Origin of the sequence: Desertimonas flava, from assembly GCF_003426815.1 — a bacterium.
Classification (GTDB): Bacteria; Actinomycetota; Acidimicrobiia; order Acidimicrobiales; family Ilumatobacteraceae; genus Desertimonas; species Desertimonas flava.
The window spans coordinates 202,208-217,183 of record NZ_QKYK01000006.1; the positions used below are offsets into that span (position 1 = coordinate 202,208).

General features: G+C 70.8%; 15 protein-coding genes. 4 read left to right on the plus strand and 11 right to left on the minus strand.

Annotated elements, in window-relative coordinates; genetic code table 11:
• Window positions 1-25: 25 nt before the first annotated feature.
• Both DN771_RS10000 and DN771_RS10005 read left to right on the plus strand, forming a co-directional pair.
• Window positions 26-814, plus strand: a complete 789-nt coding sequence (locus tag DN771_RS10000) for an SDR family NAD(P)-dependent oxidoreductase (protein ID WP_205528512.1) — start codon at window positions 26-28, stop codon at window positions 812-814.
• 4 nt (window positions 815-818) lie between these two features.
• Window positions 819-2,072 (plus strand): aromatic ring-hydroxylating oxygenase subunit alpha, encoded by a 1,254-nt coding sequence (locus tag DN771_RS10005; protein ID WP_116997211.1) that lies wholly within the window; start codon window positions 819-821, stop codon window positions 2,070-2,072.
• Window positions 2,073-2,143: 71 nt separating this feature from the next.
• Here the strand turns inward: DN771_RS10005 and DN771_RS10010 are convergent, their stop codons facing one another.
• Complete coding sequence (locus DN771_RS10010) at window positions 2,144-2,593, minus strand: nuclear transport factor 2 family protein (protein WP_116997212.1); 450 nt, start codon at window positions 2,591-2,593, stop codon at window positions 2,144-2,146.
• 83 nt (window positions 2,594-2,676) lie between these two features.
• Here DN771_RS10010 and DN771_RS10015 point away from each other — a divergent pair, with 83 nt between their 5' ends.
• Window positions 2,677-3,144, plus strand: a complete 468-nt coding sequence (locus DN771_RS10015) for a VOC family protein (RefSeq protein ID WP_205528513.1) — start codon at window positions 2,677-2,679, stop codon at window positions 3,142-3,144.
• A 563-nt stretch (window positions 3,145-3,707) separates the two neighbouring features.
• Here DN771_RS10015 and DN771_RS10020 read toward each other — a convergent pair.
• The 7 genes from DN771_RS10020 to DN771_RS10050 all read right to left on the minus strand — a co-directional run bounded on the left by DN771_RS10020 (window position 3,708) and on the right by DN771_RS10050 (window position 9,659).
• Window positions 3,708-5,066 (minus strand): carotenoid oxygenase family protein, encoded by a 1,359-nt coding sequence (locus DN771_RS10020; protein ID WP_116997213.1) that lies wholly within the window; start codon window positions 5,064-5,066, stop codon window positions 3,708-3,710.
• Window positions 5,063-5,638: a VOC family protein gene (locus DN771_RS10025; RefSeq protein ID WP_116997214.1), complete on the minus strand. Its 576-nt coding sequence runs from the start codon at window positions 5,636-5,638 to the stop codon at window positions 5,063-5,065. Before DN771_RS10025 ends, DN771_RS10020 begins: the two co-directional genes overlap by 4 nt.
• A complete protein-coding gene (locus DN771_RS10030) occupies window positions 5,635-6,492 on the minus strand; it encodes an LLM class F420-dependent oxidoreductase (RefSeq protein WP_116997215.1) in 858 nt (285 codons plus the stop codon). The genes DN771_RS10025 and DN771_RS10030 overlap by 4 nt, the downstream gene beginning before the upstream one ends.
• Window positions 6,493-6,532: 40 nt before the next feature.
• Window positions 6,533-7,003, minus strand: coding sequence for a VOC family protein (locus tag DN771_RS10035; RefSeq protein WP_116997216.1), 471 nt, complete (start codon window positions 7,001-7,003; stop codon window positions 6,533-6,535).
• Window positions 7,004-7,073: 70 nt separating this feature from the next.
• On the minus strand, window positions 7,074-8,222 hold the full coding sequence (locus DN771_RS10040) for a thiolase family protein (RefSeq protein WP_116997217.1): 1,149 nt from the start codon (window positions 8,220-8,222) through the stop codon (window positions 7,074-7,076).
• 105 nt (window positions 8,223-8,327) lie between these two features.
• A complete protein-coding gene (locus tag DN771_RS10045) occupies window positions 8,328-8,783 on the minus strand; it encodes a Zn-ribbon domain-containing OB-fold protein (protein WP_116997218.1) in 456 nt (151 codons plus the stop codon).
• Window positions 8,784-8,804: 21 nt separating this feature from the next.
• Window positions 8,805-9,659: a sugar phosphate isomerase/epimerase family protein gene (locus tag DN771_RS10050; protein WP_116997219.1), complete on the minus strand. Its 855-nt coding sequence runs from the start codon at window positions 9,657-9,659 to the stop codon at window positions 8,805-8,807.
• A gap of 26 nt (window positions 9,660-9,685) precedes the next feature.
• On the opposite strand from DN771_RS10050, the gene DN771_RS10055 reads away from it, so the two are divergent.
• Window positions 9,686-10,513, plus strand: coding sequence for a glucose 1-dehydrogenase (locus DN771_RS10055; protein ID WP_116997220.1), 828 nt, complete (start codon window positions 9,686-9,688; stop codon window positions 10,511-10,513).
• Between the two features lie 23 nt (window positions 10,514-10,536).
• Here the strand turns inward: DN771_RS10055 and DN771_RS10060 are convergent, their stop codons facing one another.
• From DN771_RS10060 to DN771_RS10070, 3 genes are all read right to left on the minus strand, one after another.
• Window positions 10,537-12,180, minus strand: a complete 1,644-nt coding sequence (locus DN771_RS10060) for an AMP-binding protein (protein WP_162941768.1) — start codon at window positions 12,178-12,180, stop codon at window positions 10,537-10,539.
• Window positions 12,181-12,266: 86 nt separating this feature from the next.
• Window positions 12,267-13,913, minus strand: coding sequence for an FAD-dependent oxidoreductase (locus tag DN771_RS10065; protein ID WP_116997222.1), 1,647 nt, complete (start codon window positions 13,911-13,913; stop codon window positions 12,267-12,269).
• Window positions 13,914-13,930: 17 nt separating this feature from the next.
• A complete protein-coding gene (locus tag DN771_RS10070; RefSeq protein WP_116997223.1) occupies window positions 13,931-14,974 on the minus strand; it encodes a zinc-dependent alcohol dehydrogenase in 1,044 nt (347 codons plus the stop codon).
• Window positions 14,975-14,976: the final 2 nt, after the last annotated feature.

The following is a 14,976-nucleotide window of genomic DNA, read 5'->3' on the forward strand; positions in this document are numbered from 1 at the left end:
ACCATACTGAGCGATCAATATGTCCATGACACCGGAACTCGATCAGCGCAGCCTCGCCGACCTGTTCTCACTCTCAGGACGGGTCGCCGTCGTCACCGGGGGCGCCAGGGGGATCGGGGCGGCCACCGTCAAGCGGCTGGTCGAGGCCGGCGCCACGGTCTACGCCGCCGACCTCGACGAGGGGGCCGCCCGTCAGCTCGCCGACGCGTTCGACGGTTCGGTGACGGGGGCACCGGTCGACATCGCCGACAGCGCGTCGCTGGCATCGCTCGCCGACCGGGCGGTCGCCGAGCATGGCCGGCTCGACATCTGGGTGAACAACGCAGGCATCTACCCGACCACCGGACCGGCCATCGACGCCGCCGACGACTTCGTCGACCGCCTGCTCACGGTCAACGTGCGCGGCACGTTCGCCGGAGCTCGAGAGGCGGCGCGCCGGATGACCACGGGCGGCGTCATCGTCAACGTCGTCTCCACGACCGGGTTCCGGGCCGCCCCGGGCATCAGCGCCTACGTGACGTCGAAGCACGCCGTCGTGGGTCTCACCAAGAACCTTGCCCTCGAGTTCGCGCCGCTCGGCATCCGCGTCGTCGGCGTCGCTCCGGGGGTGATCGACACGCCTGGTGTCCAGGCCCAGCTCGCCCCGCTCAAGGCGGCCGGGCTCGATGTCGAGGCGACGATGACCCGCACACTGCTCGGCCGGGCCGGTCAGCCCGACGACGTGGCCAGGGTGATCACGTTCCTCTCCTCCGATCTCGCCGCGTGGGTCACCGGCGAGATCGTCGCCGTCGACGCCGGAAGCCTCGCGGGGTGATGTCATGGACAAGGAACTGATCGACCGTCTCCGCGAGGAGATGCGCTACGAGTTCGCGCGGACCGGTCCGCCCGAGGGCTTCCCGGCGTTCCACGACATCCCCGCCGAGCGCTACACGAGCGACGAGTTCTACGAGCTCGAACGCGAACACCTCTGGCGCAGGGTCTGGGTGCTCGCCGGACGCCAGGAGGAGCTCCCGAACCCCGGCGACTACCGCACGTTCGACGACCTCGGCATCCCGGTGCTGCTCGTGCGGGGCAAGGACGGCGAGCTGCGGGCCTTCTACAACACGTGCCAGCACCGCGGCGCGCCGGTGGTGCGAGCCGAGTGCGGCACCGCGCGGACGCTGCGCTGTCAGTACCACTCCTGGACCTACGACATCACCGACGGCGAGCTGATCGCGGTCCCCGACGAGCGCGACTTCGTCGGGCTCGACCGCACCCAGCGTTGCCTACCGCAACTGCGTTGCGAGGTCTGGGACGGCTGGGTGTTCGTCAACCAGGATCCCGACGCTCCCCCGCTCCTCGACTGGCTGGCACCGATCCCCGAACAACTCGCCGAGCTCGACGGCCCTCGGCTGCGGACCGTCGCCCGCCGGAGCGAGGTGGTGCCGTGCAACTGGAAGGTGACCGCCGAGGCGTTCCTCGAGGTCTACCACTTCCGCCACATCCACCAGCGCGACGGCGACAGCCACCTCGACAACCGTGGCGCGACGATGGGGCTGCTGCCCAACGGGGCGTCGCGGATGATCACGCCGTTCTCGCGCCGCTCGTGGCAGGCCGCCGGGATGAGCGACTGGGACGACTGGCGCCATCTCGTCACGCCGGGGTTCGACGACATCGAGACGGTGAGCGACATCGTGCGCTGCACGAGCTCGGCGTACTCGATCTTCCCCAACCTGATCACGCCGATCGCCGCCTACGGCTTCCCGTTCATCCTGTTCTGGCCGATAGACCGGCGCACGACGCGGATCGAGTGGATCCACTACGCACCGATCGAATTCGACCCCGCCGACGGCTTGCCGCCCCACTGGGGGCGGCGCATGGAGGCGTTCGACCAGATCATGGGCGAGGACTTCGCCAACATGGCGCCGATGCAACGCTCGCTCGAGTCGCCGGCGTTCCGCGGCGTGCCGATCAACTACCAGGAACGGCGCATCTGGCACTTCAACGAGCAGGTCGACCGCATGATCGGCGTGGAGCGGGTCCCGGAACGGTTGCGGATGGCGCCGCTCATGGCGCCCTACGTCGGCGACTGACGATGCCCGCAGCCTCACCGTCACGGTTGGCGCCAGGGACCAACCGTCACGCGGCCCACTGGTTGGTGGGGTCAGCGGCCCGAGCGCATCACGGCGGGGTTGCCGGTCCCCCACAAGATCGTCAGGGCCCGGTGGGCGATGCGCCACCCGCCATCGGTGCGGACGAGCTGGTCGTCGTATTTGCCGCCGACGAGATAGGTGTCGGTCCCGAGCACGTGCTGCGCCTGGAGGTAGCACCGGCACGTCGCCGTGTCGCCGTCGACGCGCACCTGATGGGTGGCGACCAGATGCTGGCTGCTGTCGAGGTGCTCGAGGGCCGTGCGGACCCGCTCCTTGATCGCCTCGCGCCCCTCCAGCGCCCACACCAGGTCGGCGGTCGCGTCGGGCAGGAAGACCTCGTCGAGGTCGTCCCACGACCTCGTGTCGAGCGCCCACGAGTAGGTGGCGGTGAGGTCGATGATCTGCTGGTGGTCGGTCACGGTGTCCCCGATCGTGTCGTGTGTGCTGTTGGTGTCGGTCATGGTCTGAGCCTCCGAGCGGGCAGCGTCGTACGGTGCTGACGCCACGCCGGTCCGGGTCGGCGGCGGGTCCTCTCGGAAACCCGGTGCAGATCGCCTATGGCGTCGTCGACGTGCGTGCCGCGGCGGCTCGTCGAGCAGCCGCCACCGGGGCCGGGCCGTTCGTCGTGGCCGACCACATCGGGGTCACCTCGTCGCGCGTCCACGGCCACCCCGCACCGTTCGACCACTCGTCGGCCTACGGCCAGTGGGGGCCGTTGATGGTCGAGCTCGTCGAGGAGCACACCCCGCCGATCGTGGCCCCGGGCAACGTGCACCACGTGGCGTTCATGGTCGAGTCGCTTCCGGCGGCGATGTCGTGGTGTGTCGATCAGGGGTGGCCCGAGGCGTTGTGGGCGGCGACGGCGACCGGCCAGGAGTTCGCGTTCATGGACGCCCGTGCCGACCTCGGTCATCTCGTCGAGCTGTACGAGCCGTCCGATCGCCTGGTGGCCTTCTACGCCACCGTCGCCGCCCTCGCCGACGCCTGGGACGGCTCCCACCCCGTCCGCTGACCCGAATCCTCGATTCTCAGGCGTCATTGGTCGCGAAATCGGGCTCTCCTGTCGCGTTCGTGGGTTCTGAACGGTGCAAGTGCGTCCGGGGTGGGCCTCCGGAGCGCGCTGGGTTGGCACTTCGTCCTGGGCCGTCGCGCCTCTCTCGTCTTCTGCTGGCCGCAGGTCGGTCCGCTTCGCCGGTGACGGCTGCTGCTCCGACGGCGAGGTGATCGACGTCGGTGGCCGGGCGGAAGGTGGACACCGTCGAGAATCTGGGGCTCGATCGTGCCATTCGGTGATCGGGGGCGGGATCGTGACGAAAACCGTCACGATCCCGCCCCCGAAACATCCCCTACGAGCCGCGCCGGCGTCGAGACCCCGAGGTATGTGACGGAGAGTGCGGCAACCGCAACCGGCGACCCAAACCGCCCGTCGCACCGACAAGGTGCCGGCGACCGACGACGGCACCCCAGCCTCACGAGCAGACCATCGTCCCGAAGCCAAGCGAACACACCCGTACCCGACCCACAGGCCCGACAGGAGCGCCCGAAAACGCGACGTATGACGCCTGAGAATCATCTTCAGAGGGTCGCGAGGTCGGAGTCGGGGATCCAGCTGCCGTGGAAGCCGTAAGGCACCCGGCGCGGGAGGTGGACGGTGGCGACGGGGTCGGCAGCAGGGTCGGTGGCATCGAGGATGACGAGGTCGGAGGCGCCGCGCACGTCGTCGTACACGATGCCCATCGCCCAGCCGGCGTCTTCGCCGCTGGTGTCGTCCTCGGGGACGAACACGAACTCGCCGGGGTGCGCCGAGGGTCCGAGATCGAACGTGTCCGACCGCCCGCTGTCGAGGTCGTACTTCACCACCACGCCGGCTTCCTCGAGGACGCTGACCTCGTCGCCGCTGGCCCGTGACCGGCGCGGGGCGATCGCCCAGCCGTAGCGATGGCGCAAGCCGACGAGGCGCTCGTCGACGCGCGGGAACGCGTGCTGTACGTCGTCGAGCGGCTCCTCGCGCACCGAGCCGGTGTCGAGGTCGAACGTCCACCGGTGCAGCAACGACGGCGTGAAATCGTCCATCGAGCCACGCCACATCGTCTCGTGACGGCCGACGTCGCACGTGACCGTCGTCCCGTCGCTGTAGGCGTTGAAGGGGTGGAACACGTAGCAGGGGTCGACGTCGAACCAGCGGACGTCGACGTCGGTGCCGAACCGCGGGACGATGCCGATGCGGGCGCCGGCGTCGTCGTCCCAGCCGATCGGCGGCTCCCCGCGCATCGCCTTCTCGAGGTCGAACACCACGGGCAGGTCCATGAAGATCGCGTGGTCACGCGTGATCATGAAGTCGTGCATCATCACCGGTCGCGGGATGGTGATCGGGGAGGAATGGACGAGGGCCCCGGCGGCGTCGAGCACGTGGTACGTGAGATACGGCCCGAGCACGCCGTAGCCGAAGAAGTGCAGTTCGCCGGTCTCTGGGCAGAGCTTGGGGTGGGCGGTGAACGCCGTCGTGAGCGCTCCGCCGAAGTCGTCGCAGCCGACGGTGTCGAGCTCGGGTGACAGCTCGTACGGAAGATGTCCCTCCTCCAGCGCCCAGATGCGCCCGGCGTGGGCGAGCACGTGGGTGTTCGCCGCGCTCGCCGTCGGGTCCATCATCGTCGCCGGGTCGGTGGCGTCGAGCGACTGCTCGAACTTCGTCGTGCGGACCCACCGGTTGCGGTACCACGACGCCCGGCCGCCCTCCAGGCGGATGCCGTGCACCATGCCGTCGCCGAAGAACCAATGGCCGACGTCGCCGACCGGGTTGGACCCGTTGCGGAGGTACCGGCCGGCGAGCGAGGGTGGGATCGAGCCGGTCACCTCCAGGTCGGTGACGGTGAGCTCGTCCTCCACCGGCGCGAAGTTGCCGGACAGGAACCACGGTGTGCGTGTCTCGGTCATGACGTCCCCCTGTGTCGTGTCGACGTGTTGTTCCCACCGCCGTCGCGGCGCCGGAGCACCGGCGGATCGACGCCAGGACGGTATCTCTCGTGGGCCCGGCGCCAGGTCGCGAACGTCCCGAGGATGTGTGGCGGATCACCGTGGATCTCGGTGAACCCACCCGTCACCTCGCGGGTGTCGAAGTAGGCGGCGTCGACGTCGTCGGCGTGCAGCCGGCAGGCCGGCTCGAATCCGAGGGCGACGAGGCGGTCGTACTCGGCCTCGAAGTCGTGGACGAGCATGGCGACGTGGTGGTAGCCCTCCTCGCCGGCGGCGTACATGTCCCGATAGATCGACGGGGTGTCGTCGTGCTGGACGATGAACTGGATCATCGTGTCGCCGAGGTAGCCGAAGGCGTACGAGACGTCGGCCTCGTGCGACGTGCCGCGGTAGTCGAACGTGTCGGTGCGATGGTGTTCGGTCACGGCGAACGGTCCGGCGCCGAACAGGGTCGTCCAGCGGGCGATGGCGACGTCGAGATCGTTGACCAGGTAGGCGACCTGGAACCAGCCGGCGGTACGGAGGTCGCTCATGCGGCGAACCTTTCTGCGAGTGGGGCCCAGTCGTCGAGGACCGGCAGCACGACATCGGCGTCCGCGTACGGCAAGGTGAGCACGGCTCGGTTGACGCCTTCGGCAGCGAGCTGTTCGAGGCCGGCCACGTCGGTCGTCGCGCCGAACACGCTGATCGTGATCGACGCCGGATCGCGCCCGGCCGCCTCGGCGGCCGCCCACAGCGGGGCGGCGCGCTCGATGATCGACGGCCGGGCCGAGATCGGCATCCAGCCGTCGCCGTACTCGGCGATCGCGCCGAACAGCTTGGGCCCCCAGGAGCCGCCGAGATGGATCGGGGGGTGGGGCCGCTGCACGGGCTTGGGGAGCGCCCACGCCGGCTCGATGTGCACGTGCTCGCCGGAGAACGAGGCCTCGTCCTGCGTCCAGAGCGCCTGCATCGCCAGCACCTTCTCCCGCACCATCTCGCGGCGTCGGGGCCACGGGTAGCCGTGGTTCTCCTGCTCCTCGCGATTCCAGCCGAAACCGATGCCGAACTCGACCCGCCCACCGGTGAGGTGGTCGAGCGACGCCACCTGCTTGGCGGTCCAGATCGGATCCCGCTGACCGAGCAGCGTGACGCTCGTACCGAGGCGGAGCGTGGTCGTCACCGCTCCCGCCATCGCCAGGGCGTTGAACTGGTCGTGCATCCGCCAGTAGTCGTCGGGCAGCGGCGCCCCGTCGAGCGACCCCGGCCACGGCGAGCGCCGGCTGGCCGGGATGTGGCTGTGCTCGGGATACCACAGGGACTCGAAACCGCGGGCCTCGACCTCGCGCGCGAGGCGGGCCGGGTGGATCGTCCGGTCGAGGCACAAGGAGGTGATCCCGATGCGCACGGTGCTCCCGTCCAGCGCGTCCGGTCCCGCGAAGCGCCGCTCAGCCCAGCTCGCCGCCGGCGAACCAGCGGCTGAACATCGGCTCCACCGCGCTCCACACCAACTCGACGAGCAGCCCGCTGGGCGGCTGCACGTAGGTGAAGACGCCGTAGCCGTCCTCCGGTGCCTGTTGGGCCAGCTGCAGCGTCCACCCGGCCGCGAGAAGATGCTCGGTCTCGCCGCGGACGTCGTCGCTCCACAGCCCGACGTGGTGGATCCCGGGATGCTCGCGCCCGTCCCAGATCGACCCGGGCGGCCCTTCGAGCAGTTCGATGTGCTGGGCCTCTCCGGCCGAGTACGTGAAGCGCAGCGGGAGTGTGGTGGTCCCTGTGCCGGGCAGCCACACCGTCTGCTCACGTTCCTGGGGCGTGCACCACTCGACGCCGAGCGCCGGGCCGAGCTCGGCCATCGCCGCGTCGAGATCGGGGACGCGGACCCCCTGGTGGTAGCAACGGCCGTAGTCGATCCCCATCGGACCCCCTCGTAGCAATGGCGTATCGGTGGCGAAGATGCCGGAGACGCGCGCGCCGGCCGGCGCGACGTCAGCGGCTGAGAATGGTGACGCCTGAGATGCCCGGAGCGCCGTAGACGTGCGTGTAGGCGACCCGCGGATTACCCGGCACCTGACGGTCGCCGGCGTCCCCACGCAGCTGGAGGACGTTCTCGTAGACCTGCCGCAGGCCGGACGCGCCGATCGGCTCGCCGTTGGCGAGGCAGCCACCGTCGGTGTTGACCGGGAAGCGGCCGCCGATCTCGGTGTCGCCGGCCTGGATCATCGCCTCCTGCTCGCCGTGTTCGCAGAAGCCGTTCTCGGCCATGTGCATCACCTCGGCCCCCGCCTCGGTGTCCTGCAGCTGGGCGAGGTCGATGTCCTCGGGCCCGATGCCGGCCATCTCGAACGCCGCCGTCGACGCGTCGACGGTGGGTCCGGCGTTGTGCTCGAGGGCGATCGACGGGGCGAGCACCTCGAAGCTGCCGAAGCGCCGCGAGCGGACCACGGCCGACTTCAGGAAGATCGGGCGGTCGGTGTACCTGTGGGCCTGGTCGGCGCGGGCGAGGACGACCGCCACGCCGCCCTCGCCCGGCGAGCAGAACATGTACTGGGTGAGCGGGTACGACAGCATCGCCGAGTCGAGGATCTCCTCCTCGGACAGCGGCTTGCGGCGCCACGCCATCGGGTTCAGCGATCCGTTGCGGAACGCCTTGGCCGACACCTTGGCCAGCGTCGACTGGCTGATGCCGTACTCGTGCATGTAGCGGTTGATCTTCATGCCGAAGAACTGCGTGGTGAGCGCCAGTCCGGACGCCCCGTACCAGTCACCCAGGCCCGAGCCCCGCGTGTTGACCCGGAACGCGCCCCGCTCGTGCTTGTCGAAGCCGATGGCGATGCCGACGTCGAACACGCCCGACTTGATCGTGTTGTAGGCACCGAACAGCGCCGAGCCGCCGGTGGCGCAGCCGTTGGCGACGTTGATGAACATCAGCCCGGTGAGGCCGAGGTGCGACACCATCGTGTCGGCGTTGCCGGCCGCGGCCGATCCACCGTACGCGAACTGCATGTCCTCCCAGCCGACCCCGGCGTCGGCGAGGGCCCGGCGCACGGCGATCGTCCCCTGCTCCATGCCGGTCACGCCATCGTGACGCCCGAACTCGTGCATCCCGATCCCCACGATCGCAACGTCATCACTCATTGCGTTCCCTACAGGCGAGTCGCCGAGGCTCAGTGGCCACGCAGGCCGCGCGCACGGCCGCTCGAACTTCGGGACGCTCGCTTCGCTCGCTGAACTCCGGACAGTTCATGACGTGACCTCCTCGGGGGTGGGTGGCGCGACCGGCGCGAAGGCGAACGTCACGATCTCGTTGCCCTCCTCGTCGGTGCCGATCGGGTCGAGCACGAGCTCCATCTCCATCCCGACGCTCAGCTGGCTGGGGTCGGCAACGGTGAGCCGGGACTCCACCTTCACCTGTCCAGGCAGCTCGACGTAGCCCACGCCGAACGGGCGGAACGTCGCCGGGTCGTCGTTGCCGATGAACGGCGGCGACTTGGGCGGGAAGCCCTGGATCGTCCACGTCCACAACGTGCCGCGCGGCGACAGTTCGACGGTCTCGGTGTCGGACCCGGTGCACTTCGGGCAGCCGCCCTGCGCCGGGAACATGTGGTTGCCGCAGGTAGTGCACCGGCTGCCGAGGAGCCGGGGCTCGTCGCTCGGCCACGTGAAGATGCCCTCGGCCACGGGCACTCGGGTTGCCATGCCGAGAAACTAACTGATCGGTCAATTCGGCGGCAAGGCGGACGCGTGCAGCGCGGCACGCATACCGTCGGCGATGCGCCGCACGTGGGGCGCGGGATCGGCCCACCCTGCCGCGCTGCACACCTCGAGCGACCACGACACCGTCGAGCCGGCCTCCCGCAGCGCGCCGACGAAGCCGGCGACGTCGAACTCGCCGTCGCCCGGAGCCAGCCGGTTCCGGAGGCAGTCGGTGTAGTAATCGGGATCGACCGGTCGCCGCGGACCATCGCTCATCTGCACGCCCATGATGAGCTCGGCGGGCAGGTCGCGGATCGCCCCGAGATCGTTGGCCCCGCGCTCGTGGTGCCAGATGTCCACGCACACACCGCCGTTGGGCCGATCGGCCGCTTCGACGATCGCCCGGGCGTCGCCGACGGTGACCACGTCGGTGAACGGGAGGAACTCCAGGCCGACGACCAACCCGTGATCGGCCGCACGGTCGCACAGGGCGCCGAACGCCCGCCCGGCGTCGGCGACGGAACGACCCGACGGCCCGATGCACTGGAGGTAGCGGCTACCGAACTCGTCGGCCATCCGCCACGCGATGGCCTCGACCTCCGCCGCGGCGCCCCCTCCGGCCCCGTCGGCGCCGAGGCCCGGGACCACCTCGATCTCGGCGAGGACGAGTTCGTGCTCGTCGAGCAACTCCCGGAGACGCCCCGGTGCATCGCCGGACTCCTCCAGGGCTCGATAGTGCCCGGTGTAGAGGCCGATGCCGGCGAAGCCGTTGGCGGCGGCGAGGCGGATGCGCTCGTCGATCGGGTGTTGGCGGCCGAGGCTGAAGTGGCTCAGCACGAGATCGTCGGGGCCCAACTGATAAGCACTGCGCCGGACCATTCCGGGAGTTTCACACAGGGGGCAAGATGGCGGGGCGGTTGGACGGCAAGGTCGCGGTCGTGACGGGCGGGGCCAGCGGGATCGGCGAGGGAACCGTGCGCCGGTTCGTCGAGGAAGGCGCGTCGGTGGTCGTCGGCGACATCCAGGACGGGCCGGGTGAGGCGCTCGTCGCCGGGCTCGGAGCGGCGACGCGCTTCGTGCACACCGATGTGACGTCGGAAGACGACATCGCCGCCCTCGTCGACACGGCCGCGTCCGAGTTCGGACGGCTCGACGTGATGTTCAACAACGCCGGGATCCTCGGCGTGATCGGCCCGATCGCCGAGACCCCGACCGACGGATGGGACCACACCGTCGCCGTGCTGATGCGGAGCGTGTTCCTCGGCATCAAGCACGCCGCCAGGGTGATGGAGCCCCAGGGCTCGGGCGCGATCATCTCCACGTCGAGCACGGCGGGCATCCTCGGCGGTCTCGGGCCGCACTGCTACACGGCGTGCAAGCACGCCGTGATCGGTCTCACCAAGTCCGCCGCCTCCGAGCTGGCGGCCAGCGGCATCCGCGTCAACGCCATCTCGCCGGGCAGCACGGTGACGGCGATGACATCGCAGGTGATCACCGGCGACCACACCGCCACCGAGCGAACCACCGAGGCGATCGCCGCCGGGTCGGCCCTGGGCAAGGCGGGGCTGCCGATCGACATCGCCAACGCCGCGCTGTTCCTCGCCAGCGACGAGTCCGGCTACGTCACGGGCCACACGCTCGTGGTCGACGCCGGCCAGACCACGATGGCCGGAATCGCCCGCTTCCACAAGCAGGCGTCCGGGGTGGTCTACGAGGCCGGCCGCCGGAGCTGAGCCGACGGAGAGTCGTCCGTCCGTCAGGCGTCGATGCCGAGCGCGGCCAGGGCGGCGGCGCGCGCCGCGCGATAGTCGCTCTTCCCCGTCGGGCTGCGCTGGAGCACGTCGACGCGCACGATGTGACGCGGCGCCTTGTAGCCGGCGAGCCGATCGTGCACGTGGGCGACGAGATCGGAATCGGTGACGGCGGCATCGGGATCGAGTTGCACCACCGCCGTGACGGCATCGCCGAACGTGCTGTCGGGGACACCGACGACGTTGCAGTCGACCACGGCCGGATGGGTCTTCAGCGTCTCTTCGACCTCCTCGGGGTAGACCTTCTCGCCCCCGGTGTTGATGCACACCGAGCCCCGGCCGACGAACGTGACGGTGCCGTCGGAGGCGACGGTGGCGTAGTCGCCGGGGATCACGTAGCGCTCGCCGTCGATCTCGCGGAACACCGACGCGGTCTTCGCCGGGTCGTTGAAGTAGCCGATCGGTCCAGAGCCTCGGTAGGCGAGTACGCCGATCCGGCCGTCGCCCGGCGGGATGATCGAGCCGTCGTCGTCGAGGAGCACCGCCCGCTCGGCGATCGTGAACTGCGCCGTCGCCGCCGGTTCCTGGCCGGGAAGGGTCACGCTGGTCGCGAACGGCCCACCCTCGCTGGCTCCGAGCATGTCGAGCAGCACCATCTGGCCGCGCCGGCGGAGCGCCGCCTTGGTCTCGGCACCCCACGTGATGCCGGCACTCGAGATCATCCGCACGCTCGACAGGTCGACCGGATCGCCCGCCGCGTCACGCTCGTCGAGTTCGGCCACCATCGGCCGGGCGAACGAGTCGCCGACGATGGCGATGTCGGTGACGCCCTCGGACTCCACGAGCTGCCACAGCTCGCGGGCGTCGAATCGGCGCGAGGTGAGCAGCACGACCGACCCGCCGCGGAGAAGCGCCGCCATGGCGAGGAACAGTGCGGTGCCGTGGATGAGCGGCGGCGCCGAGAGCATCACCGGAGACGCACCGGAGCCGCGGAGCGCGGCCGCCGCCTCGGCGACGCCCTCCGCCGTCTCCGGCGTCGGCAGTCCGGCCGCCGCGTAGGCGGGGAACGACAGCGTCTGGAACAGGTCGCCGTGCCGCCACACGACCCCTTTCGGGTAGCCGGTGGTGCCGCCCGTGTACAGGATCAGGTGATCGTCGCCGCTCCGCTCGATCGGCTCGGCCGGCTCCGTTCCGGCGACGAGTCCGGCGTAGCGCTCGGCGTGGCCCAGCACGCCGGGCAGGTCCCCGTCGCCGACGGCGACGAGGCGCGCCGGAAGACCACCGGTGCTCGCCAGCTCGGCGATCACACCGGCCAGCTCGGTGTCGAAGACGAGGACCTCGGCCGCCGAGTCGGACAGGACGTGGCGCACCTCGTCGCCGCGGTAGCGGTAGTTGACGTTGATCGGCACCACCCGCGCCTTGAACGCCCCGACCGCCAGCTCGATGTACTCGGGGACGTTGAACAGGTACAGCGCGACCCGCGCCCCGGGTTCGAGGCGCCAGGATCGGAAGACTGCTGCCAGGCGTGCGGTCGTCTCGTCGAACTCGCCCCAGGTGATGCGCCGATCGCCGTGGACGATCGCCTCGGCCGACGGATCCAGCGCGGCGATCGCCTCGTAGAGGTCCGCCCAGTTCGGATGCAGTGCCATGCCCCATATTGACCGATCGGTTGGGCGGTTCTGAACGGGAGCGGCCGACATCGGACGCGCCCGGATCCGGACGATCCCGCCCGCGGCTACGCCGCCGCCGCGGCGGCGGCCCGACCGGCGAGGTAGCCGAACACCATGCCCGGCCCGAGCGTCCCGCCACCGCCGCCGTATGTCATGCCCATCGCCGACGCCATCACGTTGCCGGCGGCGTAGAGGCCACGGATCGGCGCCCCGTCGACGTCGAGGACTTGCGCGCTCGCATCGGTCCGCGGCCCACCCTTCGTGCCGAGGGCGCCGGGCCGCACACGGACGGCGTGGAACGGCGCCGTGTCGATCGGGCCGAGCGTCGCCTGGGGCGTCCCCTTGAAGGCCGGATCGCCCCACCAGTTGTCGTGAGCGCTGGCCCCGCGGCCGAAGTCGGGGTCGCACCCTGCCGCCGAGAACTCGTTCCACCGCCGCACGGTCGTGTCGAGCGCCCCGTCGGGCATGCCCAAGCGGCGGCCGAGCTCGGCCAGCGTGTCGGCGGACTCGGCGCCGAACGGGACGCCGCCTCCCGGACGGACGTTGGCGAAGCCGTACCGATCGAGGTGCTCCTGGTCGAACACCAACCAGGCCGGGAGGTTGGCGTAGTCGAACGTGGTCGGGTCGAAATCGTGGAACGCGGCGCCCGACGCGTTGTAGTTGGCCGCTTCGTTGCTGAATCGGCGTCCCTGCCGGTTCACCATGATCAGCCGGGGCCGGGTCCGCTGGCTCATGATCAGGTACGGGAACGTCGTCTCCGGCTCGTCGGGGTCGGGCACGTCGACGGTCGGCACCCACCACGCCTCGCGCATGTTGCCGAGGGCGGCCCCGACACGCATCGCCATGCGCAAGCCGTCGCCCGTGTTCGTCGGCACCGACACCGCGCGCTCGAGCGGCCCGCGCAGGAACGCCTTGACGAGATCGTCGGCCCATTCGAACCCGCCGGTCGCCAGCACGACGCCGCCCCGGGCGCCGAGATCGCGCGGCCCGGCCGGCCCCTCGACCCGGACCCCGACGACGTCGTCGCCCTCGGTGATCAGGCGCGTGGCCCGCGTGGCGACGACCGGCTCGACGCCGCGGTCGAGACACCCGCGCAGCAGGCGCCCGACCAGGCTCTGGCCGAGTCCGCGCTCGTCGTGCTCCCGGCGGCGCTGCATCTCGGCCGGGGGCACCGGCGTCAAGGTCGGCGAGCCGAGCGGGGTCTCACCCATCCGCAGGTGGGTCTCGGGCATCTGCCGGCCGACCGTGACCTGGTCGGCCCACGGACCGAGCTCATCGAACGGGTAGAGCAGGCACTCGAGCGAGCGGCCGCCGTGCGGCCTTCCGCCCGGGTGCTCGGGGTGGTAGTCGGGGAACCCGACACACGGGGTGAACTCGACGGGCGTGTCCGCCTCGAGCCAGGACACCATCTCCGGGCCGGTGTCGACGTAGGCGGCGGCGAGGGCCGGGTCGATCATGCCGTGGGACAGCGAATCGAGGTAACGCAGGGCCTCCTCGCGACTGTCGTCGGCACCGATCGCCTCCATGTGCGGATTGCAGGGGATCCACACCATCCCGCCCGACCACGCTGACGCGCCGCCGACGCGGTCGGACTTCTCGAACAGGCCCACGGAAGCTCCGGCGTGGGCCGCCGCGAGCGCCGCCGTGAGTCCCGCTGCGCCGGTGCCCAACACGATCACGTCGAACGTCGCTGCCACGCGCGCCTCGTCCATTCCGCTGCCTCCGTCCGTCAGGATCGCAGATGGGGGTCGACCAGCACCTTCACGTGATCCGTCGCCCCGCCGGCGAGCTCGGCCAGGACGCCCCCGAGCGCGTCGAGTCCCACGGTGCCCGTGTGGAGCGGCTCGGTGACGATGCGACCGTCGGCGATCATCCCCATCGCCATGACGAACTCCTCGTGGAAGTAGGCGAGCGCCGTGGTGAACACGATCTCCTTGATCAGCCACGTGTGCGGGCTGATCGTCGCGTCGCCGTCGGCGAGCCCGATGAGGCAGACCGAGCCGCCGCGCCGGGTGAGATCGACCGCTGCCTGGATCGCCGACGGACGCCCGACGCACTCGTACACGATGTCGGCGCCGAGCCCGCGGGTTCGCTCGGCGATCAGGTCGCTCGCAGCCGCGCCGGGGCCGACGACCTCGGACGCCCCGAGCGAGGCGGCGAGCGCGGCGCGACCCGAATTCGGTTCGACGACGATGACGCGACCGGCGCCAGCGGCACGCACCCATTGCAGCGTTGCCAGGCCGATCGGGCCGGCGCCCTGGACCACCGCCGTGTCGCCGAGGCGCAGCCGGCTCGACCGCACCGCATGGAAGGCGACGGTGAACGGCTCGACCTGCGCGGCCTGCAGGTCGGTCAATCCGGGATCGGTCGGCACGACCTTCGTCGCGGCCACGGCGAGCCGCGGGGCGAATCCGCCGTGGGGTGGCGAGGCTGCGTCGCGCCCGATCGCCGACAGGAAGGCCGTCTGGCACCGTTCGGCCTGGCCGGCGCGGCAGGCCACGCACGCGCCGCACGCCGGCGCGGTGGCGACGACGACGCGCTGGCCCTCGCTCAGGGACCTCACGCCCGGGCCGATCGCCGAGAGCGTTCCGGTCCATTCGTGACCGCAGATCGCCGGGTTGTACGGCTGACCGGACTGGAAGGCGTGGACGTCGGTGCCGCAGATGCCGCAGTAGGCGATGTCGACCACGACGCCCCCCTCGACCGGCACCGGGTCGGGGAACTCGCGAAGCTCGAGCGTCTGCGTCCCGGTGATGAGACCGGCGCGGATCATCC